Annotated in this window: 20 protein-coding genes and 1 riboswitch; of the genes, 10 read left to right on the forward strand and 10 right to left on the reverse strand. The window is 71.5% G+C overall.

Translation table 11 applies throughout. The features are described from left to right. Nucleotides 1-63 precede the first annotated feature (63 nt). A complete protein-coding gene (locus ACZ4O3_RS30380) occupies nucleotides 64-480 on the reverse strand; it encodes a cobalamin B12-binding domain-containing protein (RefSeq protein WP_467725260.1) in 417 nt (138 codons plus the stop codon). A gap of 316 nt (nucleotides 481-796) precedes the next feature. Here ACZ4O3_RS30380 and ACZ4O3_RS30385 point away from each other — a divergent pair, with 316 nt between their 5' ends. Next, the gene (locus ACZ4O3_RS30385) at nucleotides 797-1,651 is read left to right on the forward strand and encodes an esterase/lipase family protein (protein ID WP_467725262.1); all 855 of its coding nucleotides are present in this window, start codon (nucleotides 797-799) and stop codon (nucleotides 1,649-1,651) included. A 374-nt stretch (nucleotides 1,652-2,025) separates the two neighbouring features. Next, on the forward strand, nucleotides 2,026-3,531 hold the full coding sequence (locus ACZ4O3_RS30390) for a M23 family metallopeptidase (RefSeq protein WP_467725263.1): 1,506 nt from the start codon (nucleotides 2,026-2,028) through the stop codon (nucleotides 3,529-3,531). A gap of 44 nt (nucleotides 3,532-3,575) precedes the next feature. Here the strand turns inward: ACZ4O3_RS30390 and pcrA are convergent, their stop codons facing one another. Beyond that, nucleotides 3,576-6,059: a DNA helicase PcrA gene (gene pcrA / locus ACZ4O3_RS30395; protein ID WP_467725264.1), complete on the reverse strand. Its 2,484-nt coding sequence runs from the start codon at nucleotides 6,057-6,059 to the stop codon at nucleotides 3,576-3,578. Nucleotides 6,060-6,381: 322 nt separating this feature from the next. Beyond that, nucleotides 6,382-6,553, forward strand: a riboswitch (cyclic di-AMP (ydaO/yuaA leader). Between the two features lie 8 nt (nucleotides 6,554-6,561). On the opposite strand from pcrA, the gene ACZ4O3_RS30400 reads away from it, so the two are divergent. Continuing rightward, complete coding sequence (locus tag ACZ4O3_RS30400) at nucleotides 6,562-7,719, forward strand: C40 family peptidase (protein WP_467725265.1); 1,158 nt, start codon at nucleotides 6,562-6,564, stop codon at nucleotides 7,717-7,719. A 173-nt stretch (nucleotides 7,720-7,892) separates the two neighbouring features. Here ACZ4O3_RS30400 and ACZ4O3_RS30405 read toward each other — a convergent pair whose 3' ends face one another. Next, nucleotides 7,893-8,246 carry a hypothetical protein gene (locus ACZ4O3_RS30405; protein WP_467725267.1) on the reverse strand — a complete coding sequence of 118 codons (354 nt, stop codon included), beginning with the start codon at nucleotides 8,244-8,246 and terminating at the stop codon, nucleotides 7,893-7,895. Nucleotides 8,247-8,713: 467 nt separating this feature from the next. Between ACZ4O3_RS30405 and ACZ4O3_RS30410 the strand changes: the two genes are divergently transcribed. Beyond that, nucleotides 8,714-9,772 carry a C40 family peptidase gene (locus tag ACZ4O3_RS30410; RefSeq protein ID WP_467725269.1) on the forward strand — a complete coding sequence of 353 codons (1,059 nt, stop codon included), beginning with the start codon at nucleotides 8,714-8,716 and terminating at the stop codon, nucleotides 9,770-9,772. 32 nt (nucleotides 9,773-9,804) lie between these two features. Here ACZ4O3_RS30410 and ACZ4O3_RS30415 read toward each other — a convergent pair whose 3' ends face one another. Both ACZ4O3_RS30415 and ACZ4O3_RS30420 read right to left on the reverse strand, forming a co-directional pair. Then, complete coding sequence (locus ACZ4O3_RS30415; protein WP_351318292.1) at nucleotides 9,805-10,518, reverse strand: response regulator transcription factor; 714 nt, start codon at nucleotides 10,516-10,518, stop codon at nucleotides 9,805-9,807. Beyond that, nucleotides 10,515-11,807 (reverse strand): ATP-binding protein, encoded by a 1,293-nt coding sequence (locus ACZ4O3_RS30420; RefSeq protein ID WP_362729479.1) that lies wholly within the window; start codon nucleotides 11,805-11,807, stop codon nucleotides 10,515-10,517. Before ACZ4O3_RS30420 ends, ACZ4O3_RS30415 begins: the two co-directional genes overlap by 4 nt. A 344-nt stretch (nucleotides 11,808-12,151) precedes the next feature. Here ACZ4O3_RS30420 and ACZ4O3_RS30425 point away from each other — a divergent pair, with 344 nt between their 5' ends. Both ACZ4O3_RS30425 and ACZ4O3_RS30430 read left to right on the forward strand, forming a co-directional pair. Then, entirely contained in the window at nucleotides 12,152-13,576 is a 1,425-nt protein-coding gene (locus tag ACZ4O3_RS30425; protein ID WP_467725271.1) for a PspC domain-containing protein, read from the forward strand. Then, the gene (locus ACZ4O3_RS30430; RefSeq protein WP_467725273.1) at nucleotides 13,563-13,772 is read left to right on the forward strand and encodes a hypothetical protein; all 210 of its coding nucleotides are present in this window, start codon (nucleotides 13,563-13,565) and stop codon (nucleotides 13,770-13,772) included. Before ACZ4O3_RS30425 ends, ACZ4O3_RS30430 begins: the two co-directional genes overlap by 14 nt. A gap of 13 nt (nucleotides 13,773-13,785) precedes the next feature. Here the strand turns inward: ACZ4O3_RS30430 and ACZ4O3_RS30435 are convergent, their stop codons facing one another. Further along, nucleotides 13,786-14,316, reverse strand: coding sequence for a DoxX family protein (locus ACZ4O3_RS30435; protein WP_362722523.1), 531 nt, complete (start codon nucleotides 14,314-14,316; stop codon nucleotides 13,786-13,788). A gap of 159 nt (nucleotides 14,317-14,475) precedes the next feature. Further along, nucleotides 14,476-15,753: a hypothetical protein gene (locus tag ACZ4O3_RS30440; protein WP_467725275.1), complete on the reverse strand. Its 1,278-nt coding sequence runs from the start codon at nucleotides 15,751-15,753 to the stop codon at nucleotides 14,476-14,478. Between the two features lie 188 nt (nucleotides 15,754-15,941). On the opposite strand from ACZ4O3_RS30440, the gene ACZ4O3_RS30445 reads away from it, so the two are divergent. After that, a complete protein-coding gene (locus ACZ4O3_RS30445; protein ID WP_467725276.1) occupies nucleotides 15,942-16,829 on the forward strand; it encodes a DUF4429 domain-containing protein in 888 nt (295 codons plus the stop codon). A gap of 5 nt (nucleotides 16,830-16,834) precedes the next feature. Here ACZ4O3_RS30445 and ACZ4O3_RS30450 read toward each other — a convergent pair whose 3' ends face one another. Further along, the gene (locus tag ACZ4O3_RS30450) at nucleotides 16,835-17,629 is read right to left on the reverse strand and encodes a class II aldolase/adducin family protein (protein WP_362722533.1); all 795 of its coding nucleotides are present in this window, start codon (nucleotides 17,627-17,629) and stop codon (nucleotides 16,835-16,837) included. A gap of 139 nt (nucleotides 17,630-17,768) precedes the next feature. Here ACZ4O3_RS30450 and ACZ4O3_RS30455 point away from each other — a divergent pair, with 139 nt between their 5' ends. Continuing rightward, the gene (locus tag ACZ4O3_RS30455; RefSeq protein WP_362722536.1) at nucleotides 17,769-18,275 is read left to right on the forward strand and encodes a pyridoxamine 5'-phosphate oxidase family protein; all 507 of its coding nucleotides are present in this window, start codon (nucleotides 17,769-17,771) and stop codon (nucleotides 18,273-18,275) included. 6 nt (nucleotides 18,276-18,281) lie between these two features. Here ACZ4O3_RS30455 and guaA read toward each other — a convergent pair whose 3' ends face one another. Then, the gene (gene guaA / locus ACZ4O3_RS30460; RefSeq protein ID WP_362722539.1) at nucleotides 18,282-19,862 is read right to left on the reverse strand and encodes a glutamine-hydrolyzing GMP synthase; all 1,581 of its coding nucleotides are present in this window, start codon (nucleotides 19,860-19,862) and stop codon (nucleotides 18,282-18,284) included. A 304-nt stretch (nucleotides 19,863-20,166) separates the two neighbouring features. Between guaA and ACZ4O3_RS30465 the strand changes: the two genes are divergently transcribed. Next, complete coding sequence (locus ACZ4O3_RS30465) at nucleotides 20,167-20,457, forward strand: chorismate mutase (protein ID WP_467725279.1); 291 nt, start codon at nucleotides 20,167-20,169, stop codon at nucleotides 20,455-20,457. A gap of 619 nt (nucleotides 20,458-21,076) precedes the next feature. Here ACZ4O3_RS30465 and ACZ4O3_RS30470 read toward each other — a convergent pair. Continuing rightward, complete coding sequence (locus ACZ4O3_RS30470; RefSeq protein WP_362730974.1) at nucleotides 21,077-22,219, reverse strand: hypothetical protein; 1,143 nt, start codon at nucleotides 22,217-22,219, stop codon at nucleotides 21,077-21,079. 206 nt (nucleotides 22,220-22,425) lie between these two features. Here ACZ4O3_RS30470 and ACZ4O3_RS30475 point away from each other — a divergent pair, with 206 nt between their 5' ends. Continuing rightward, the gene (locus ACZ4O3_RS30475) at nucleotides 22,426-23,445 is read left to right on the forward strand and encodes an LAETG motif-containing sortase-dependent surface protein (RefSeq protein ID WP_384989418.1); all 1,020 of its coding nucleotides are present in this window, start codon (nucleotides 22,426-22,428) and stop codon (nucleotides 23,443-23,445) included. Nucleotides 23,446-23,557 lie beyond the last annotated feature (112 nt).

Raw genomic sequence — 23,557 nt, forward strand, 5'->3', positions numbered from 1 at the left:
GGGCTGCGCCGCCGAGCCCGGTCCGAGTCCGCCGGGTCGGCCCGACGTGACGCGAAGGCCGGGTTACGCCTGCGAGGGCTGCCGGACGTTCTCCCGCACCCACTCCACGATCGACGTCGTCGTCGCCCCCGGCGTGAAGATCGCGGCGACGCCCTTGTCCTTGAGGGGGGCGATGTCGTCCTCGGGGATGATGCCGCCGCCGAAGACGAGGATCTCCTCGGCGTCACGCTGCCGCAGGAGGTCGATGACCGCGGCGAACAGGGTGTTGTGGGCGCCGGAGAGAATGGAGAGGCCGATCGCGTCGGCGTCCTCCTGGATGGCCGTGTCGACGATCTGCTCCGGCGTCTGGTGGAGCCCGGTGTAGATGACCTCCATGCCCGCGTCACGCAACGCCCGCGCGATGACCTTGGCCCCGCGGTCGTGGCCGTCGAGCCCCGGTTTGGCCACCACCACACGAATCGGACCGGCTGCCACACCCATCACTGCCTCCATGACCATGAAACGAACACGCCAGCATGCGTGCGTACCGACAAGTACCGCACATTTGACGCGTTCCGCCACCCGTCCCCAGTGAACGAACGTTATCTCCAGCATCCCGCACCCGGCAGTTTCGCGGAGGTTACCGAGGGGGAAATCACACACAGTGGGACACGTCAGGGAGCCGCAGCGTGGTCCGCGGGGGCAACAGGGTCATGCGACGCGGCCCGTCGCCGCGCCCTCGCCGCCTTCGCCCGGCCTCCCACAAGGGCACGCGGGGGACAGAGCGGTCCTCCGCGCGCCGACAGGAGGCCGGCCGATGAAGGTCACCGGGATACTCGAGCCCTTTCTCCCGCTCTGCCGTCGTTTTCTTCCCGACCGGCTCGCCGGCCTGTCGCTGGCCCTCCTGAGGTCGACCGCACTGGAAGCCGCGATCCTGGCCGGGCATCTGCTGCTCTATCCGACCGGCCTCGCCCCGGAGCGCTGCTCTCCCGCGCAGCCGGTACCGCAGGACGGCACGGCGCTGCTGCCGGTCCGGTCGGCGCCTCCGGTCGTGCTGTTGCACGGGTTCATCGACAACCGCTCGGTCTTCGTCCTGCTGCGCCGCACCCTGGCCCAGCACGGCGGCCAGCGCGTCGAGTCGCTCAACTACTCGCCGCTGACCTGTGACATCCGTACCGCTGCCGGTCTGCTGGGCCGGCACATAGAGGAGATCTGCCAGCGCACCGGCAGCCGCCAGGTGGACATCGTCGGGCACAGCCTCGGCGGCCTGATCGCCCGCTACTACGTCCAGCGGCTCGGCGGCGACTACCGCGTCCGCACCGTGGTGACGCTCGGCACCCCGCACTCCGGCACCCGCGTCGTGCCGCTCGCAAACGCGCACCCGATCGTGCGGCAGATGCGCCCCGGCTCGGAGGTCATCGAGGAGCTGACCCAGCCCGCGCCCGGCTGCCGTACCCGGTTCGTCAGCTTCTGGAGCGACCTCGACTCCCTGATGGAGCCGATCGAGACGGCACGGATCGACCACCCTGACCTGATGGCGACGAACGTGCAGGTCACCGGGATCGGCCATCTCGCCCTGCCGGTCCACCCGGCGGTCGCGACCGGCATCCGGCAGGCCCTGGACCAGGCGCACTCGCAGGAACGGGTCGCGGACGGCCTGACGGTCGCCTGACGACGAACCGCAGACGAACCGACGACGGCCACGAGGGCGTCCACGACGACGTCCACAGGGACGATCCGACGATGCCGCCCGAGAACGAACCGGGCGAGCAGGTCGAGGCGGGCGAGTGGGGCGAGTGGGGCGAGTCGGTCATTCGGGCCGGTTCGGACGGGCAACCACTGCCCGCCGCCCTCGACTTGGCCTCCCAGATCTCGAACACTCCTCGAACACAAGGCCAAACCCGCGCCCGTCGTCCCCCGAAACACGGCCGAATGCCCGTTTCCCGAAACCACGAAACCTGTTGAAGATTGTCGCGCCCGTATACCGCCGGGTACAGTCGCCGCACTGCTCTGGCAGCCCCTGTTGTCGAGGCGAAAGAGAAGTTGGTGAACGACCGTCACCCGTCGGGGACCATGACCACCCCGGCCCCGGCTTCCGACGCCGGCCAGGCGCACTACGCGCCGTACGGCACTCAGGAAGCCCAGTACGGCGACTTCACCACGTATGGCGACCACACCACCACAGGCGCCTCGTTCCACAGTGACCCGCTCTTCGGGCACCTCCCCGGCCAGGCCCAGGCCACCGGCGCGTACGACGCCGGCCAGTGGCAGACGACCGGCGACCACACGCTGAACTACGACCCCTACGCGGCCCAGCACCACGCCGTCTACGACTCCGGCGCCTACGACAGCACCACCTGGGCCGTCCCGCCACAGGCGGCGCAGCCGGTCCAGGGGACGGTCGGCGACGGCAGCGGCCACTGGGACGCGAACGCCTGGCTCCAGCACGACCAGCCGGCCATGGCGGGAGCGACCCAGCAGTGGGAGTGGGGCACCCAGACCTTCGACACCGGCGCGTACGACGCCACGCAGTGGAACTCCGACGGTGCCCCGGCGCAGCCCGCGGAGCCGGGCCACCAGCACGGGCACGAACCGCAACCCGCCGACTCCTTCGACCAGTCGGCGACCCAGATGTTCGAGCCGGTCCCCCACGACGAGTTCGCGGAGTTCGCGGAGTTCACAGAGGACTCGGGGGACGCCGGGGGGCCGGCCGCGACCGGCGAACTGCCCGCGGTGACGCCCCTCCTGGAGGACCAGGAAGAGATCACTCCGGCAGCTCCGGCCGCGACACGCGCCGGCGCTCGCGCGGGGACTCGCTCCCGCCGTCGTACGCCCCCCAAGCGCTCCGCACTGCTGACCGTCGCCGTGCCCTCGGCCTGCGTGATGGGGGTCGCCGGCATCGCGGCCGCCTCCGTCGGGCCCCTGACGGGCGGCGACGGACAGGACACCACGGCCTCCGCCTCGGACGCGCAGTCCGTGAAACCGTCCGCCGCCAACAGCAAGCTGGACGCCCAGCTGAGGACGCTCTCGGCCGGCGCCGACGACTTCGCCGACCGGGCCAGCCGGACCCAGGAACGCATCGACCTCAAGACGCAGCAGGAGGCCGAGAAGAAGAAGGCGGCGGCGGAGGCGGCCCGCAAGGAGCGGCTGCGCCCCAAGTACGCCCTCCCGGTGACTCAGCGGGGGCTCAGCGCCTACTTCGGCCAAGCCGGTGTGAACTGGATGTCCGTCCACACGGGCATCGACTTCCCCGTCTCCTACGGCACGACCGTCATGGCGGCGACCGACGGTGTGGTCTCCACCAAGTGGAACAGCGCCTACGGCAACATGCTGATAGTGACGGCGAAGGACGGCACGGAGACCTGGTACTGCCACCTCTCCTCGTACCGCGTCGCCTCGGGTACGACCGTGAAGGCCGGAGATCCGGTCGCGTACTCGGGGAACTCCGGGAACTCGACCGGCCCGCATCTGCACTTCGAGGTCCGGCCCGCGGGAGGCTCCGCCATAGACCCGCTGCCGTGGCTGCGCAGCCACGGGCTGGATCCCACCTGATCGTCCGGTGGGTCCCCGCCGACGGCGGGGACCCGTCCGTCCGTCTACAGCTTCTCGACCGGCGCGTACCGCAGCAGCAGCCGCTTCGGCTTGGTGTCGCCGAAGTCGACCGTCGCCTCCGCGTTGCCGCCCGTGCCCTTCACTCCGACGACCGTGCCGAGGCCGAACTGGTCGTGGGTGACCCGGTCGCCGACGGCCAGTGAGACCACCGGCTTCTCCGAGGTCCGCCGGGTGGCGAAGCCGGAAGCGCCGGACGCCGAGGAGCGCGAGCGGGTCGAGGAGAGCGAGGCCGCCACGCCCGACGCGGGCCCGGAGGACACCGGCGCCATCGCCCCGGTCCGCTTCCACTCCAGGTACCCGGCCGGGATCTCCTCCAGGAAGCGCGAGGGCGGGTTGTACGACGGCTGCCCCCAGGCACTGCGCATCGCCGAGCGCGTGAGGTAGAGGCGCTCCCGCGCGCGCGTGATGCCGACGTACGCCAGGCGCCGCTCCTCCTCCAGCTCCTTGGTCTGGCCGAGGGCGCGCATGTGCGGGAAGACGCCGTCCTCCATGCCGGTCAGGAAGACCACCGGGAACTCCAGGCCCTTGGCGGTGTGCAGGGTCATCAGGGTGATGACGCCGGAGCCCTCCTCGTCCTCGTCGGGGATCTGGTCGGAGTCGGCGACCAGCGCCACCCGCTCCAGGAAGTCCGACAGCCCGACCGACGCCTCCTCCGCCCCGGACTCCTGCTCGAACTCCAGCGCCACGGAGGCCAGCTCCTGGAGGTTCTCGATCCGGGTCTCGTCCTGCGGGTCGGTGGAGGCCTGCAACTCGGCGAGATAGCCGGTGCGTTCCAGGATCGCCTCCAGGACGGTGGCCGGTCCGGCGCCGGACTCCACGACCGTACGGAGGTCCTCCATCAGCGTGTTGAACCGCTTGACCGCGTTGGTCGACCGCGCGGCCATGCCGTACGCCTCGTCGACGCGCCTGAGCGCCTGCGGGAAGCTGATCTTCTCGCGCTGGGCGAGGGCGTCGATCATCGCCTCCGCCCGGTCGCCGATACCGCGCTTGGGGACGTTGAGGATCCGGCGCAGCGGGACGGAGTCCTCCGGGTTGGCCAGCACCCGCAGGTACGCCAGGACGTCCCGGACCTCCTTGCGCTCGTAGAAGCGGACCCCGCCGACGACCTTGTAGGGCAGGCCGACGCGGATGAAGATCTCCTCGAAGACACGGGACTGCGCGTTGGTGCGGTAGAAGACGGCGACATCGCCGGCCTTCGCCTCGCCCGCGTCCGTCAGACGGTCTATCTCGTCGGCGACGAACTGTGCCTCGTCGTGTTCGGTGTCGGCGACGTAACCGGTGATCTGCGCGCCCGCGCCCGCGTTGGTCCACAGGTTCTTCGGGCGGCGGGACTCGTTGCGCTCGATGACCGCGTTGGCGGCGGACAGGATCGTCTGCGTGGAGCGGTAGTTCTGCTCCAGGAGGATCGTCGTCGCGTTCGGGTAGTCCTCCTCGAACTGGAGGATGTTGCGGATCGTCGCGCCCCGGAAGGCGTAGATCGACTGGTCGGCGTCGCCCACCACGCACAGTTCGGCGGGCGGCAGGTCGCTCTCGCCCGGCGGCACGTCGACGGGGTGAGCCGAGGTCCCGACCAGCTCGCGCACCAGCGCGTACTGGGCGTGGTTGGTGTCCTGGTACTCGTCGACCAGGACGTGCCGGAAGCGGCGGCGGTAGTGCTCGGCGACGTCCGGGAAGGCGCGCAGCAGGTTGACCGTCGTCATGATCAGGTCGTCGAAGTCGAGGGCGTTCGCCTCGCGCAGCCGCGACTGGTACATGGCGTAGGCCTGGGCGAGGGTCTTCTCGAAGCCGTCGCTCGCCCGGGCGGCGAAGTCCTCCTCGTCGACCAGCTCGTTCTTGAGGTTGCTGACCTGGGCGCTGAAGGACTTCGGCGGGAAGCGCTTGGGGTCGAGGTCCAGGTCACGGCAGACCAGGGCCATCAGACGCTTGGAGTCGGCGGCGTCGTAGATCGAGAAGGAGGAGGTGAAGCCCAGCTTCTTGCTCTCCCTGCGCAGGATCCGCACACAGGCGCTGTGGAAGGTCATCACCCACATCGCGTTCGCGCGCGGGCCGACGAGGTGTTCGACGCGCTCCTTCATCTCGCCCGCGGCCTTGTTGGTGAAGGTGATCGCGAGGATCTGGCCCGGGTGCACCTGGCGCGCGCCGAGCAGGTGCGCGATGCGATGGGTGAGCACGCGCGTCTTGCCGGAACCGGCGCCGGCCACGATCAGCAGCGGGGAGCCGGCGTGCACGACGGCGGCGCGCTGGTTCTCGTTCAGCCCTTCCAGGAGCGCGGCCGGGTCCGGGGCCGGGCGGGCGGCGCCGTCGCGGTAGTAGGCGTCCCGGTCCGGGGGCGCGTCGAACTGCCCGCCGAACAGATCGTCCGGAATCGGTTCCGGTACGTGCTCGTCCTCGGGCGGCGGGGGTTCCTCCTCGCGGCCGTGCGGGGGCTGGAGGCTCGCCAGGAAGCTGTCGTCAAAGAGGCTGCTCATCGCTCTCCGAGTCTAGGGCGCCCCACCGACAACCGGTCCCCGCCCCGGAAACTCGCCCCCGTCACCCACCAGAACCAGCCCCTCACGGTCAGCGATCACGCACCGTGAGCAGGCGCGCGTCCTCCCGTCGAGGCGCGGACCACCCCACCGCCCCGGACAAGTCGCCCCATATCCGCACCGATGAGCCGATCCCGTCGGCCCGCACCGCCAAGGTCACGAAAATGTATCGGGCATATCGCACATCAACCTTCACACAGAGCACACGAGTTGGTTAGCGTGCCGGGCAGGCCGTACGACCCCCACCGGCGAACGTCGCCGGGCCGTACGGCCTCCGCCGAGTCCGGGGTGCCGCCGCGCATCCGGAGCCGGGGACCCACACCGACCTCGGGGTGAATCGGGCCCGCCCCCTCGCGGGGAACGGACCGTAGGGCAACCCTTCCGAACCACCCGCCCGAACCCGACAGCTAACTCGGTAGGCGGAGCATGGAAGGAGTCGCCCCCGTTGGCGTCGCACCGCAAGTCGCGTCCGTCCGCAACGCGCGTAGCAGGCATACGCACCCCCGCCCTCGCCACCGCCGCCCTCACCTCCGTGGCGCTGCTCTCCCAGACGGCCAACGCCGCACCTCACGAGGACGGCAAGCCCAGCCTGGAGGAGGTCGAGAAGAAGGTCGACGCCCTGTACCGGCAGGCGGAGTCGGCGACCGAGAAGTACAACGCGGCCAAGGAGAGGACCGGCAAGCAGCGCAAGCAGGTCGACACCCTGCTCGACGACGTGGCCGAACGCACGGACCGGCTCAACAAGGCGCGTGAGGAGCTGGGTTCCTTCGCCGCGGCCCAGTACCGGACCGGGGCAGCCGCTCCCGACACCTCGACCTTCCTGCTCGCGGACAGTCCGCAGGACTACTTCGACCAGACGCAGCTGATGAACCGGCTGACCTCGCGGCAGAAGGGCGCGGTGGACGACTACGCCACCCAGCAGTCCGCGACCATGGCGAAGCGGCAGGAGGCCGCCAGGAGCCTGGAGACGCTCACCGAGACCCAGGACGACCTCAGGACCGCCAAGAGCACCGTCCAGACGAAGCTGGCATCCGCGCGGGAGCTGCTGTCGCAGCTGACGGCCCAGGAGAAGGCGCGGCTGGCCGAGATCGAGAAGAAGCAGCAGGCCGAGGCGGCCCGCAAGGCGGCGGAGCTCGCGAGGCAGCAGGCGCAAGCCGCGCGGCGGGGTTCGTCGACGTCCTCCTCCGGCGGCTCCTCCTCGTCCTCCGGCTCCGCCTCCGATTCCGCCTCCGACTCCTCCTACGGGACGAAGGCCGCCAAGGCGATCGCCTTCGCCCGCGCGCAGATCGGCAAACCGTACGTCTGGGGTGCCACCGGCCCCGGCTCCTACGACTGCTCGGGCCTCTCCCAGGCCGCCTGGAAGGCCGCGGGCGTCTCGCTGCCGCGCACCACGTACGACCAGGTGAACGCCGGCACCACCGTCCCCCTCGCCGACGCCCTCCCCGGCGATTTGGTCTTCTTCTACGACGACGTCAGCCATGTCGGCGTCTACATCGGCAACGGCATGATGATCCACGCCCCCAAGCCCGGCGCCTACGTCCGGGAGGAGTCGATCTACTACGGCGGCGAGTCGATCATCCACAGCGTGGTACGGCCGGCCTGACGGGCGCGGGCCGCGCGCATTTCGCCGGGGATGACGGGCGCGGCGATGCCGGCGGCGGCGGTGGGCACGCCCTGGCCGGAGTGGCCGGGGCGGGTGCTGGTGCGGGTCGCGATGGCGGCCTGGCCGCCGGCGCGGTGGCGGCCACCCGCGCCGCGCTCAAGGCTTCCTGAGGGTCACGTCCACAGCACGGCGATGAAGATGTTCGCCACGGTCAGCAGACCCACCAGACCGAAGGCGCCCTTCTCCACCTTCTCGTCGTCCCGTTTCACGTAGACGAGCCCGAGGATCACGATCAGCAGCGCCAGCTTCACACCGATCTTGACGGTGTTGACGTGGTGGTCGTCGGCCTCGTTGAGGCCGACCAGGATGACGCCGGTCGCGAGCATGGTGAACGCGCCGTGCAGCATCCCGGGGGCGAACCGGGCCGTGCCCTGGCCCATCGCCTTCACCTGGGTGAGGAAACCGCCGAGGAGCGCGGCGATGCCGATGATGTGCAGGCCGACGAAGAGATGGATGAGTACGTCCATGGCCCCGGAGCCTAATCAGGGTCCCCTGGGGCGCGGGGCACCGGCCCCTCCCTCGGCACCCGCCACCGTCCGCCGCGCGGGGTCGCATATATGCGACCCATAGCATCCCGCGCGCCCGCTCGCCCCGGATCCGCCGCTTCGGTCATCCCACCCTGTTAAGCCGACGGCTCCGGACCGGAATCCCGGTCACATACCGTCGGGTACCGATCCGGTCACACCAATACCGTGCATCACGTCACCCAGCCGACACGCTCCGGCCTAGCGTCCTCCCCCAGGTGACCGACTCCCCACCGCCGCCCGGGCCAGGGGCGGCAGTCGGGCACCACCGCCGAGAAGGTCCGGCGGCGGCCCGCTCCCCCTGTGCGGGCCGCCGCCGGACGCGTGATCCGCACCCGCGGCCGTCAAGCGCTCCCCTGGCGCCTGTACGGGCGACACGGCGGTCGTACGAGAGGACGTGACCAGTCCAGGTGGCAGCGCACCGCAAGCCCCGACAGCGCTCGCTCAGCGGCACTACGGCCCGCACGGCCGTCACCCTCGCCCTGGCGGGCGCGGCCACCGCGACGGGCTTCGAAGGGACCGGACACGCCGAGCCGCAACTGACACCGGCGCAGGTGAAGGCGAAGGTGGACCAGCTGTACCAGGAGGCCGAGGCGGCCACCGAGAAGTACGACGGCGCGAAGGAGAAGGCCGAGACGGCCCAGCGGCGGGTCAGGGCCCTCCAGGACGAGACCGCCCGCAAGCAGGAGAAGCTCAACTCCGCGCGGGACGCGCTCGGTCTGGCCGCGGCGGCCCAGTACCGCGCGGGCGGTATCGACCCGGCCTGGCAGCTGGCGCTCTCCAGCGATCCCGACCGGTACCTGGACGACGCCGCGTTCGCCGAACGGGCCGGTGCCGCGCAGGCCGGCGCGGTGGCGCGGGTGCGGCGACAGCTCCGGGAGATCGAGCAGCTGCGTGGCGCGGCCCATGTCGAGCTGACCTCGCTGCGGTCCCGGCAGGCCGAGCTGAGACGGCAGAAGACCACCGTCACCGCCAAGCTCGAGGAGGCCCGGCGGCTGCTGGACCGGCTCTCACCGCGGCAGCGGACGGCGGTCACGGCGGCCGGCGACCCCTCACGCGCCTCCCGCTCGGCCTCCGGCAGCCGCACCACCCTGGCCCCGGGCGGGGCCGTCGCCTCCGGCTCCCGGGCCGCGGCCGCCGTCGCGTACGCCTACGACAAGCTCGGCAGCCCCTATGTCTGGGGCGCCACCGGCCCGAACGCCTTCGACTGCTCGGGACTCGCCCAGGCCGCCTACCGCTCGGCGGGCGTCTCCCTCCCCCGCACCACCTACGCCCAGATCAACGCCGGCCGCCGGGTCTCACGCTCCGAACTCCAGCCGGGCGACCTGGTGTTCTTCTACTCGGGCATCAGCCACGTCGGCATCTACATCGGCAACGGCCAGATGATCCACGCCCCCAATCCGTCGGCCCCGGTACGGATCGCCCCCATCGACGAGATGCCGTTCGCGGGGGCGACACGGGTGGTGTGAACCCAGCCTGCCGGGGCCTGTCCGGAGCCGCCTCAGACCAGCCGTCGCGCGGTCGCCCAGCGGGTCAGCTCGTGCCGGTTCGACAGTTGCAGCTTCCGCAGCACCGCCGACACATGGGACTCGACCGTCTTGACGGAGATGAACAGCTGCTTGGCGATCTCCTTGTAGGCGTAGCCGCGCGCGATCAGGCGCAGGACCTCGCGCTCGCGCTGGGTGAGGCGGTCGAGGTCCTCGTCGACCGGCGGGGCGTCGGTGGAGGCGAAGGCGTCCAGGACGAACCCGGCCAGCCGCGGGGAGAAGACGGCGTCGCCCTCCTGCACCCGGAAGATCGAGTCGACCAGGTCGGTGCCGGTGATCGTCTTGGTGACGTAGCCGCGGGCACCGCCGCGGATCACCCCGATCACGTCCTCGGCCGCGTCCGACACGGACAGCGCGAGGAAGCGCACCGGTCGTTCGGCGTCCGCCGCCAACGGGGCGCACCGGCGCAGCACTTCGACCCCGCCCCCGCCCGGCAGATGCACGTCGAGGAGCACCACCTCGGGCCGGGTCGCCGTGATCACCGAAACCGCCTGGTCGACGTCGGCGGCCTCCCCGACCACCTCGACGCCGGTCTGCTCGGTCTGGCCGATCTCGGCCTGGACACCGGTACGGAACATCCGGTGGTCGTCGACGAGGACCACGCGCACCCGACGCCCGGCCTTCTCCGTGCCTTCCGCCGGGCCGTTCGCCTCGGTCGCGTCGCTCATGACGTGTTCTCCGCCCTCTCCATCTCCAGCTCGACCTCCGTGCCGCCGCCCGGCACGGACCGCAACCGTGCCGTGCCGCCGTGGCGCTCCATGCGGCCGATGATCGATTCTCTGACACCCATGCGGTCGCCGGGTATCGAATCGAGGTCGAAGCCGGGACCTCGGTCGCGGACGGACACGAAGACCGTCCTGCCCTCGGCTTCGGCGTAGACCTGGACGGCGCCGCCCTCGCCACCGTACTTGGCGGCGTTGACCATTGCCTCGCGCGCGGCCTGCATCTGTGCGCCCGTCCGCTCGTCGAGCGGGCAGTCGCCCACCACCACGACCTCGATGGGGACGCCGTGCTTGTCCTCGACCTCCGCGGCGTTGCGCCGGACCGCTTCGGCGAGGGTGGCGGGCTCGTCGGCCTCGTCCTTGCCGGTGCCCTCGGGCTTGTAGAGCCAGGTGCGCAGGTCGCGCTCCTGGGCGCGGGCGAGGCGGCGCACCTCGTTCGCGTTCTCCGCGTTGCGCTGGATCAGGGTCAGGGTGTGCAGCACGGAGTCGTGGACGTGGGCGGCGACCTCGGCGCGCTCCTGGGCGCGGATGCGCATCAGCCGCTCCTCGGAGAGGTCCTGGGTCATCCGCACGAGATACGGCCCGGCGAGCAGCGTGATGCCGACGAGCACGGCGAGCGAGGCCTGGAGCACCGCCCCGATGTGCGCGGCGGAGCCCTGCATGACGAAGACGCCCGAGACTCCCGCCGTCACGAGCAGGACGCCTACGCCCGCGCGCAGCAGCGACAGGGTGCGGCGCCGGCTGCCGACCTCGACCCAGCGGGCCCGGCGGGCGTTGTCCGCCTGACGCCACACGAGCGCCACACCGGCGGCGACCAGGACCGCTGGCAGGAGGTAGGCCTTGGCGCCGTTGGTGAGGTTGACGCTGCCCACGAACACCATGGACACGACGACCATCAGGAGCAGCGCGACGATCTGGCCCCTGTCGGGTCTGCGGGCGACGAGTCTGCGGCGGCCGTCGGCCGAGGTCTCGGTGGTGACCAGGGAGGGTGGCTTCTGGCCGCCGACACCGCCGAGGCCGAGGGGCACGAAGAACCAGAACGCGGCGTACAGCAGCGCGCCGAGGCCGTTGGCCATGAACAGGCCGACGAAGACGAGCCGCACCCACACGACGGGCAGGCCGAGGTGCCCGGCGAGGCCCCGCGCCACCCCACCGAGCCAACGGCCGTCGCTGCTGCGGTAGAGCTTGCGCGGCGGCCGCGGGTCGTCGAGGGGCACTGCTGCGGCTTCCGGCATGCCATCGATGTTCACACGCCGCAAGTCCCCGGGCATCAGGGTCGGCCCCGGATACTCCCCTGATCCTCGGATTTCCCCGGGGCAGGTCGCCGGAGTTCCGTGCGGCGAGAGCCCCCAGCCGCGACGGCGACTGCCCGAAGCCATGGCGGCGACTGCCCGAAGCCGCAGCGGCCGGAGCCCGACCCCGCGGCGGCCGAGGGCCCGGGTCTTCGGCCGCGAGTGCCCGGAGGCCGTCGCCCGGGCTCGGCTCGAACGGTTCCCGGCCCGGCCTCGGGGCCGATTTCAGGGTTCGGCCAGGGTCATCCCGACTGCCGTTGCGGCGGCTCGCCCGTCACCATTGACTCATGACTGATCACGAGCACGCCGCGACGGGTCCGGGACCCGGCCCCGGCCCGCGGCCCGCACCGGGTCCCGGGCCGTCGGATGCCGCGCCCGCCGCGGCGGAGACGCACGGGCCGGGGGCGCCCGGGACGGAGGCCGCCGCCGGCACCGGCGCCGTGGCGCTCCCCCGGTTCCGGCGCGACCGCCGGCACAAGATGATCGCGGGTGTGTGCGCGGGGCTCGGCCGTCACACCGACCTGGACCCGGTGATCTTCCGCATCACGCTGGCCGTGCTGGCCGCGACCGGCGGCATCGGTCTCCTCTTCTACGGCTTCGCCTGGCTCTTCGTTCCGTACGAGGACGACGAGGAGAACGAGGTCCGCAAGCTGCTGACCGGCCGGGTCGACGGACAGGCCCTGGCCGCCGTGCTGTTCGCGCTGGTCGGCTGCGGAGTCCTGCTGACGATGATCAGGAACGGCGGCGTGCTGGCGTTCGCCGTCGTCCTGTCCGTGCTGCTGGCGGGCGCCGGGTACTGGTCGCGGCGGCGGGGCGCCCCGGACCCCGACCCGCTGGCCGCCCAGACGGTTGCCGACGCCCCTCCCGAGGCCCAGGCGCCGCCGATCTCGGTCACCTACCCCTCGTGGTGGCGCGACCCGATCGTCAAGGACGGCACGCATGTCGGGGGCACCGGCTATCTGTGGGGTCCCGCCGAGGCCCGTGGCCGGACGGTCCCAGGCCCCGACTTCCGGCTGAGCACCCCGTGGGTCCACGGCCAGGACACGAGCGCCCGGCGGAGCACGCCCCCGAGGCCGCGCGGACCGCGGTGGATCGGCGGCTGGATCTTTCTGTTCGCGCTGCTGGCGGGCGGCCTGGGCACGGGCCTGACCTGGGACGCGCACCCGCTGGGCGCCAGCCTCCAGACCGGTCTGGCCTGCGCCCTGATCGTGTTCGGGCTGGGCACCGCGGTCAGCTCGTTCCTGGGACGTACGGGGGCCGGCTCGCTGTTCCTGGCGCTCGTCACGGCGGGTCTGCTCGCGGCGTCGACGGCCCTGCCGTCCGACATCAGCACCCACTGGACGCGGCAGTCCTGGACCCCGGCGACCGCGGCCCAGGTAGGGCCGGCGTACGACCTGGGGACCGGCGTCGCCACCCTGGACCTCGGACACATACGCATCGCCGAGGGGCAGAGGGTGTCGACGGCCGCCGAAGTGGGGGCGGGCCGGCTGAGGATCGTCGTGCCGGCGGACGTGACCGTGCGGATGAGCATCGACGTGGGGGTGGGCGACATCCAGTTGCCCGGTGACGACGAGAAGGACGTGGACGTGGCACCGGGCAAGCACAAGAACGTGACGCTGCGGCCGACGGCCGGGGCGAAGAACACGGGCACGCTCGACCTGGATCTCCAGGTCGGCGCGGGACAGGTGGAGGTGAGCCGTGCTGCGGCATGAGTTCCAGCCGGGACGGCTGATCGTGGGCGTCTTCCTGACGGCGACGGGTGTCGCCTACGCCGGTGACGCGGCGGGCCTGTGGACCACCGAGTGGTTCGCGGCCATCCCCCTGATGGTGGCGGGCCTGTTCCTGGCAGGCGCGACCGCGGCGCTGACCCAGGCGATACGCAGGCGCCGCGGCACACCGGAGAGCTAGCGGAGCCGATCCGTCAGCGCAGGCCGCCGGACCGGTGCCGGCGCCTGGCCCGCAGCATCGCGTCCAGGGAGAGGTAGGGGGCGCCGGCCAGGACCAGGGGGAGCCAGGCCATCAGGTAGGCGAGGTCGTTGCCGTAGTAGTACGGGGAGTTGGCCCAGCTGATGGTCAGCCAGAGGCTGAGCGAGATCAGCGCGCCGCCGAGGGCGGCCACCCGGGCCAGCAGCCCGAAGAGGGTGCCGAGGCCGACCGCGACCTCACCGATGGCGATCGCGGTGCCGAAGCCGACGGGGTTCTTCAGGGCCAGGTCCACCAGAGCCGGGATCGCGGCGGAGTCACGGACCGCGCGCATGGTGTCGCCGATCGAGCCGGAGCCGCCGGACTTCAGGAACTCACTGCTGGTCAGTTTGTCCAGGCCGGCATAGATGAACGTGACGCCAAGGAAGATCCGCAGAGGAAGGAGGGCGTATCGGGTGGCGGTGTCCCGCAAACCACGATCGCCGTCGAGATACGGGGGGTGCGTGTCCGTACGAATGCCGTGAGTCATCGCCATTAGCCGCCTCTCGCCGCTGTACCCAGGGCTCTCAACAGACCATACGTACGGCAACTGCGACCGGCTCAATCCTCCTGCGGATGTTTTTCCGAATTTCGGCCGGTCTTCGTCACCCGCCCGGCCACCTGTCGGAGGGTCACCCGCCCGTTCCCGCTACTCGGTCACCTCGACCACGCACCGGTTGGTGGCCGCCCCGGCCGCCGTCACCACCTGGATCTCCACCGAGCCGGGCTCCACCTCGGCGGGCACCGGGACGGTGAGAAGGCTGTCCGTCGGGTTGCTGAAGCCGCCGGCGACGGGGACCAGGGGGACGTGGACGTTGACCGCGCCGACGCGCACGACCATCCGGGCGAGCCGGTCGGCGGTCTGGGCGCCGGGAGGGACGAAGCCGGTGCCGCGGATCTCGATGTCGTCGCCCGTGCGGATGGGCGCGTCCAGGTCACCGGCCTCACGGGCGCGGACGACGGAGAGGATGACCGGCCGGCCGCCCTCGGCGTACTTGCCGGCGAGGTAGGTCGCGGCGGAGATCAGGACCACCGTCGCCAGGCCCCAGGGCAGGTCGGGGAGCTGGTCGGGGCGGCGGGCGAGGCGTACGGCGGCGAAGACCAGGGCGACGGCGCTGATCACGACGTACTGGATGTCGGCGAAGGTGCCCCGGCCGGCGTCGTCGGTGAGCAGGTCGGCCGCGCGGGGGCGGTGTGCGCGCACCTTCTGCAGACGCTGGCCGACGATGCGCAGACCGACCACCCGGCGTACCAGGACGGCAATGCCGCAGACCACGGCGAGGACGGTCACCACGCCGACGCCGCGGGCGAGGTCGAGGCCGGAGATCAGGGCGTCCCGGTCGGCGGGAGAGGAGGCGACGGCCAGACGGCCGGCCAGGACGAGCACGGCGTAGGCGACGAAGAGGACCCAGGAGGCGGCCACGGTGCGGGAGGTGGACATGCGGTTGTCCTCGCCGATCACGGGCGCGAGGACTCCGCCGCGCGAGCGGTGGAACCAGGAGCCGGCGGTCAGGGCGAGGGCCACGACGACGGCGGCGACCAGTCCGGCGGTGCGGGCGCTGGTCCAGCCGGCGCCGATCGCGGTGAGGGACTGGGCGAGCAGCGTGATCACTACGGTTGCCCAGACGGTGACCACGGTGCGCACCCAGAGCCGGGCCAGCCAGGCCTCGCCCTCGGCGCGGCCGCGTTCGGCGACCACCTCGGCGGACTGCGAGAGTTCCTCGGAGACCCACTGGCGGGAGGCGGAGGCGGAGTGGGCCACCGCCGCGGGCAGCCCCTGGCCGGCCGCGAACTCCTCGCGTTTGAGGAGGAATGCGGCGACCGCCCGCCGGTGCCCCTCGCGCGCCCCGTGCGGACAGTCCCCGCACGCGCAACCGCCCCCGTGGACACCCGAACCGGCGCCCTGTCTCGCCTCCTGCACCGCCACGCCCGACGCCTGCCTTCCCCACGCCCGGGGCACGGCGCGCAGGGCCCTCCCCGGGGCCGGACAACGCCGTGCAACTCCCTTGTGTCGAGAGCGAATTGTGCCCTACGCCACGCCGTTCGCGGTCAGCGGGCCGGTCACGTGGGGTGAAGGTACGGCCGACAGGTTGACCTGGCTGCGAGAATTCCCCCATGGCCGAGATCATCCGGCGGGACGGGACCTGGGCCTTCGACGGCAGCACGATCCGGATCACGCCGGGACGGCACCGCTGCGTTCCGCTGTTCCGGCAGACGTACGGGGAGATCGCCGTGCCGCTGGAGGCGGTGTCGGGGGTGGTGTACGAGCCGGAGCGCAAGCACGGGCGGCTGCGGATGCGGCTGCGCGAGGGCGCGGATCCGCTGCTGCAGGCGACCGGCGGCCGGCTGCCGGAGCCTGCGGATCCGTATCTGCTGACGGTGGACGGGGACCGGTCCGGGGTGGCGGAGTACGTCGTGGCGGAGATCCGGCAGTCGCTGCTGCTGGACCAGATCCCGACGGAGCCGACGAAGGCGTATCTGCTGCCGGGACCGCCGGTGCCGGTCTCGGTGCGGTCCTCGGACGGCACGGTGTCGTTCGACGGTACACAGGTGCGGATCGACTGGGCCGACACCTCCGACCGGGTCAAGCGGGCGACCGGGCCGCGGATCATCGGCGTCGGCGACCTGGTGCAGGTGGAGTGGCTGCCCAACTCGGGCTACGAGGACGGGTTCCTGCGGTTCGTGACCCGGGAGGCGGTGTTCTCGAAGCTTCCGGCGGAACGCGACCCCTACGCCCTGGACCTGTGGGGCAGTGTGCGTCGCGATCTGCTGACGGCGCTGGTCGCGGCGGCGGTCACGGCCCGGCTGCCGCACCCCTCGGCCCGAGCGGGCGCGGAGTACGCCGACCCGGACCGGCCGCCGCCCGCCGTGCCGCGCCGGTCGGCCGACCATCACGACGTACTGCTGCGCAGGCTGCGGGAGTTGGGCGAGCTGCACCGGGACGGGGTGCTCACGGACGAGGAGTTCGCGCTGACGAAGGCGGCCGTGCTCAGGGGTTTCTGAGACCGTCAGCTCAGCAGGTCCGGTTCGGCGCGGCTGATGTCCTGCCACAGGGGCTGGTAGTTGATCCAGGCCACCAGGTCGCCGCCGAGCTGTTCGCGGGTGGCGACGGCGAGTTTGTGGTCGATGAGCAGCGGGCGGCCGGCCGCCTTCGCGGTCAGCTGGACCTGCGCGGACTTCTCCATCGACATGAACCACCAGGCGGCCGCGTCCACCGAGTCGCCGACGGTCAGCAGCCCGTGGTTGCGCAGCACCAGTGCCTTGCCGGAGCCGAGGGCGCCGGCGATCCGGCGTCCCTCCTCGGCGTCGACGGCGACCCCGGTGTAGGTGTCATAAAGGGCGTGGTCCTCGTAGAAGGCGCAGCTCTCCTGGCTGATCGGGTCGAGGAGGTCGCCGAGGGCGGACAGGGCGCGGCCGTTCACGGAGTGGCAGTGGGCGACGGCCACGACGTCCGGGCGGGCCGCGTGCACCTGGGCGTGCACGGTGAAGGCGGCCTGGTTGACGTGGTAGCGGCCCTCGATCACCTGACCGTCCTGGTTGGCCAGGACGAGGTCGCTGACGGTGACATGCTTGAACGGCATGCCGAACGGGTTGACCCAGAAGCAGTTGGAGTACTCGGGGTCGCGGGCGGTGATGTGCCCGGACACTCCGTCCTCGAATCCGGCCCGGCCGAAGATCCGCAGCGCGCCCGCGAGCCGTTCCTTGCGATGCCGGCGCTCGTCGTCGAGCGACTCGTGCATCGGCGGCATCGCGAACCGGAGCTGATCGGTGGGCAGCGGCAGGGGCGGAGTCGGCCCGTGCATAGGTCCTCCAGCACTGGGTTTGTGTTACGGCCGGAAGTTACCGTCGGTCAGCGCAGGAAAACAGAGCTGTTCTGTAAAGATGACGCCCGCGCTCACAACACGACAGAAGATGTCGGGTATCGGCAGCAGACTGACTCGTATGACACGCACAACCCCCGCAACCGGAATCCCCGCCGCCCGCTGGGCGGACTTCGCCACGGCCGCGCCCGACCTGGCCCGGACCGCCGAGGCCCGCTTCCTCACCCACCCCCATCACGTCCTGGCCACGCTCCGCAAGGACGGCTCCCCCCGTACCTCGGGTCTGGAGGTCCGGTTCCTCGACGGCGAGCTCTGGCTCGGCATGATGCCGGACTCGGTGAAGGCCCTGGACCTGCTGCGCGACCCGAGGTTCGCGCTCCAGGCGAACCCGGGGGACGGCACCGGCATGGGCGGCGGAGACGTCCGGATCGGCGGACGGGCGTACGAGGTGACGGACGCGGCGGTCAAAGGGAGGTTCACGGAAGAGGTGGTGGTGCCCGAGGGACCGTTCCACCTCTTCCGTACCGAGCTGACGGAGGTCGTACGGACCCACGTCGAGGACGACAGGTACCTGGTCGTCGAGGCCTGGCTGCCCGGCGAGCCCGTGCGCACGGTCAGGCGCACATAGGGCCCGCTACTCCCACTCGATGGTGCCCGGCGGCTTCGAGGTGACGTCGAGGACGACCCGGTTGACGTCCCGGACCTCGTTGGTGATCCGGGTGGAGATCTTCGCGAGGACGTCGTACGGCAGACGCGACCAGTCGGCCGTCATGGCGTCCTCGGAGGAGACCGGGCGCAGCACGATCGGGTGACCGTAGGTGCGGCCGTCGCCCTGGACGCCGACCGAGCGGACGTCCGCGAGCAGGACCACCGGGCACTGCCAGATGTCGCGGTCCAGGCCGGCCGCGGTCAGCTCCTCGCGGGCGATGGCGTCGGCGTCGCGGAGCAGGTCGAGCCGCTCCTTGGTGACCTCGCCGACGATCCGGATGCCGAGGCCGGGGCCGGGGAACGGCTGGCGCTGGACGATCTCCTCCGGCAGGCCGAGCTCCTGGCCGACCATGCGGACCTCGTCCTTGAAGAGCTTGCGGAGCGGCTCGACGAGCTTGAACTCCAGGTCTTCGGGCAGACCGCCTACGTTGTGGTGGGACTTGATGTTGGCGGTGCCGGTACCGCCGCCGGACTCGACGACGTCCGGGTAGAGCGTGCCCTGCACCAGGAACGCGACCTCGGGGCCCTCGTCCGCGATGATCTCGGCCTGCGCCTGCTCGAAGACCCGGATGAACTCACGGCCGATGATCTTGCGCTTCTCCTCCGGGTCGGAGACGCCCTTGAGGGCGGTCAGGAAGCGCTCCTCGGCGTCCACGACGACCAGCTTCACGCCGGTCGCGGCCACGAAGTCCTTCTCGACCTGCTCGGTCTCGCCCTTGCGCATCAGCCCGTGGTCGACGTACACGCAGGTCAGCTGGGAACCGATGGCACGCGCGACGAGCGCGGCGGCGACGGCGGAGTCCACGCCGCCGGACAGGCCGCAGATGGCGCGCTTGTCGCCGACCTGCTCGCGGATGAGGGCGACCTGCTCCTCGATCACGTTGCCGGTGGTCCAGGACGGGGTGAGGCCCGCGCCGCGGTACAGGAAGTGCTCCAGGACCTGCTGGCCGTGCGTGGAGTGCATGACCTCGGGGTGGTACTGGACGCCGTAGAGCTTCTTCTCGTCGTTCTCGAAGGCGGCGACCGGGACGACGTCCGTGGACGCGGTGACGGAGAAGCCCTCGGGGGCGGCGGAGCAGGCGTCGCCGTGCGACATCCACACGTGCTGCTCGCCCGGGGTGCCCTCGAAGAGGGTGGACGACGTCCGGGAGACGTGCAGGTCGGTACGGCCGTACTCGCGGGCTCCGGTGTTGTCGACGGTGCCGCCGAGGACCTGGGCCATCAGCTGGAAGCCGTAACACATGCCGAAGACGGGGACGCCGGCCTCGAAGAGCGCGCGGTCCAGGCGGGGTGCGCCCTCCTCGTACACGGACGAGGGGCCGCCCGAGAGGATGATCGCCGCCGGGTTCCTGGCGAGCATCTCGGCGACCGGCATGGTGCTGGGCACGATCTCGCTGTAGACCCGGGCCTCGCGGACGCGGCGGGCGATGAGCTGGGCGTACTGCGCGCCGAAGTCGACGACCAGGACGGTGTCGGGGGTGGCGGCAGCGGGAGTCGCTGATGACACGGGGTGCCTTCCGGCGGTGGGGCGGGGGTCTGTGGTTACCGATTCTAACGGGGCGGGCGGGCGACACCCTGACGAGGTGCTGTGGCATACTCGCCTCCATGCTCACGCAGACGACCTTCTCCTTTACCTATGGCAACCGGTCCGCCGGCTGCCATGGTCGTGCCGCTTGAGCAACTGACAGGCGACTTCCCCAGGCGCCCCGGGCCGACAAGGTCCGGGGCGCCTGGTGTTTCTCCGGATCGTGCCGGTCCGGGGCTGCCTCCGAGCCCCCTCCGAGAACCTTCCGAGAACGAGGAGCCCCGACATGACGACCGTCAGCCCCGCCGAGAAGACCGGTGCCCGTACCGCCGAGGCCGCCGATGTGATCACCGGCGCGCGGGAGCGCGTGGACACGCTCGACGACCGGATCATCGGCCTGATCCAGGAACGGATGGCGGTCTCCGCCGTCATCCAGGAGGCCCGGATCACCTCCGGCGGCCGCCGGGTGAACCTGTCCCGGGAGATGGAGGTCCTCGGCCACTACAGCAAGGCGCTCGGCAGGCCGGGCACCGCCCTGGCCATGACACTCCTCGAACTGTGCCGCGGGCGGATCTGAGTTCGGACGTATCTGAGTTCGGGGCCTTCTCACCCGTACGGCGCGTGACCGGCACGCGAACCGCTTCGTTGGTGGGGTGTCCGTGCCAGCCAGGGGCGGGCCCGAAAAGAACCACGCGTGGCTCACTGGAGCGATGAGGCGTACGGATCGTGCCGTGCGCCGTGGGACCTCGCTCCAGTCACGTGACCGGACGGCAGGGGACAGCAGCCCGGTCACACCTGAGACGGCCGGCTCCGGGGACGCCCGGGGCCGACCGGCGGAAAATTGCAAAAATGCATAAGGGCTGGGTCAAACGGTTGCGAAGGCCCCGTGCATCCAGCACGATGCCCAGAGGGCCCCCACAGCCCTCACAAGCTCCCAAGTCCCGTTTCAGGCAACGGAATTACCCGTGTGCCGATCGCCCGTCCGAGGTCGAGACCTGCCGTACGCGCCGAGTGCGCCGGGGCACGGACGGTGGCACAGGGCACGGAGACCAGCGGCGCAACCCCCCCGGCGCCGCTCCCAGGCACCGACGCTGCCCTGACGTCGGTGCTGACGGAAGAAGGGCCCCGCGGCTCCGTCCTGCGGGGCCCTTCGCCCATCCCGCGGCCGGGGTCGCAGGACGCGGCAGGTCGTACGACTAGGTACGGCTCACCGTGCCGCACCCCTTCGGACCCTCCCCGATCTTCCGGCTGCGGTCGTACGGGTCGACCGACGGGCCGCTCGGCGACGCGCTGCCGGTCGGCGCGTGGGACGGGAACTGCGGGTGCAGAAAACCGTCGTCGATGTCGCAGGCCGAGTTGCCGGCGTCCTCGTCGTAGCTCACCAGGGTCAGGCGGCCGGGGGTGACCCGGTAGCGCGTCGGGTCGGGGAGTTCGGTGTCGACGACCCGGCGCACGATCGTGCGGGTGACCTCGCCCGAGCCGTCGACGGGGACCACCGGGTAGACGAAGGTGAAGTCCGCGTGCACGGCCACGCCCGCGAACTTGCCCTTGGCGAAGGTGATCCGGCCGCGGGTCTTGACGACCTTGCCGGCCGGCATCACGTCCTCGGGGTCGAAGCGGCTGAAGAGGGACAGCGGGTCGTGGGCCTTGCTGGGGTGGCGCAGCGCGGTGTCGAGCTCGTCGAGGAGGCGGGGCTGCTTGGGGTCGAGCACCGCGAGAGCGGCGTCGGGGTGCGCGCCGGCCACGACCTCGGGGTTGAGGTTCGCGTCGACCAGCAGCTTCTTGGTCTGCCGGAGGGCCAGTTCGACGCGGTCCTTGGGAATCGAGCCGAGCGCGGTGGCCTTCGGCAGCACGATGCCGGCCTCGCCGTCGGCCCAGCGCAGCGCCGGGGAACCGGCGAACGGGTGGGCCAGGGTGGGGGTTTCGGGGGCGACCGCGGACGGTGCCGCGGTCGGGGCGGCGGTCTCGGCGGGAAGCTGCGTGACGGCGGTGTCCGCGTCGGAGGCCGAGCCGAAGGGATCGCCGGGGATCAGCGACGGCCGCATCGCCACCACGGCGACGGCGATCGCCACCGGCAGGCCGATCACCGCCCACACCTTGCGGCGCCGCGTGGTCCGCCCGTTCATCTCCTGCCAGGCGGGCCCGGTCCGCCAGCCCTCGGGCTCCTGCTGCCCCCTGAGCCGCTCGGTCACCTGACGGGCACGGGCGGAGGGCTCCTTCGGAGCGGACCTGCGGATGTCGCGCTCGGAATCGCGAATGAACTGCTCCCACACCTCATCGGGTATGGAGGACGACGACGGCTCGTCCCCCGGCGACTGCTCGGACCGTCTGTCAGTCATGGCACTCTCTCGCTCGGCCGTTCGACGGGGGCGAGAATAACCTCGGAATCCGCTGTGGACATGCCCACCCCGTCGCGGACCCGGAAGTGACGACCGTCACATAAGAATTCGGTGAATGTGGAGGCAACCATTCATCGGATTCACCGGTCACATCAGCGGAACCAGCGGTTACATCCGCCTGCCGTACCTGATTCACGGGGGTCCTCATGAAGCTTCGCCGCGCCATGGCCGCAGCAGCCGCCACGGCTGCCATCGCACCCATGGCCCTGCTGTCCGCGCCGGCCGCCTTCGCGGACGACCTGCCGTCCGCGTCCGAGAGCGCGCCGAGCGAGATCCCGAGCGACTCCGCCTCGGCCTCCCCGTCGGACTCCGTCTCGCCGAGCGAGAGCGCGCCGGCGTCCGAGTCCGCGTCGGCGTCCGCCTCGCCCAGCGACAGCGCGAGCGCCAGTGCCAGTGCCAGCACGTCCGCCTCGGCCGAGCCGTCCGAGTCGGCGGAACCCAGCGAGGACCCGTCCGACCCGGACGTCCCGTACTGCGAGGACCTCGACGAGGACTTCGGCAACGCCAAGGTGTCCGCCGACATCAAGGGCCTGCCCGGCAAGATCGTCGCGGGTGACGGCTTCCACGGCTTCAAGCTGGTGGTGACCAACGAGTCCAAGACCGATGTCGACGGTGTCGCCTTCTACGCCGAGATCGAGAACTACGAGCTCAGCGAGTCGAAGTTCCTCAGCCCGTACGTCGACCTGGAGTTCAAGAACCCCGACACCGGCTCCTGGGACCGGATCGGCAGCGACGACTGGGCCGGCGACTACTTCTTCTACGTGGAGAAGCTCAAGTCCGGCGCGAGCAAGTCGGTCGACCTGCGGGTCTCCATCGACGCCAAGGCACCCGCGGGTGACGCCTACTCCTTCGGCTCCGGCGCCTACCTCGACAAGGTGGACGGCCAGGACTGCATCGCCGAGGGCTGGGCCCAGTACGACTTCACGGTCCTCAAGGCCGGCTCGTCCAACCCGGACCCGGGTACGGCCACGCCGAGCGACGACGGCGGCAAGGACTCCGTGAAGCGGCCGCAGGGCGAGGTCTCCGACCTGCCGACCGGCAACCTGGCCGAGACCGGCTCCAGCTCGGCCCTCCCGGTCATCGGCCTCGTCGGCGGAGTCGCCGTCGTGGCCGGCGCCGGCGCGGTGTTCGTGGTGCGGCGCCGCAAGGCCGGGGTGAGCGCGTAGCCATGTGAACGAGGTCGCGCGGACCGTCGTCGCACGGCGGCCGCGCGCACCGGACGAGGAGGGACCTGGGCTCGGAGGGGGGCACAGGTCCCTCTTCGGCGTCCGGACGCGT

Source organism: Streptomyces sp. NPDC026515 (assembly GCF_055567595.1).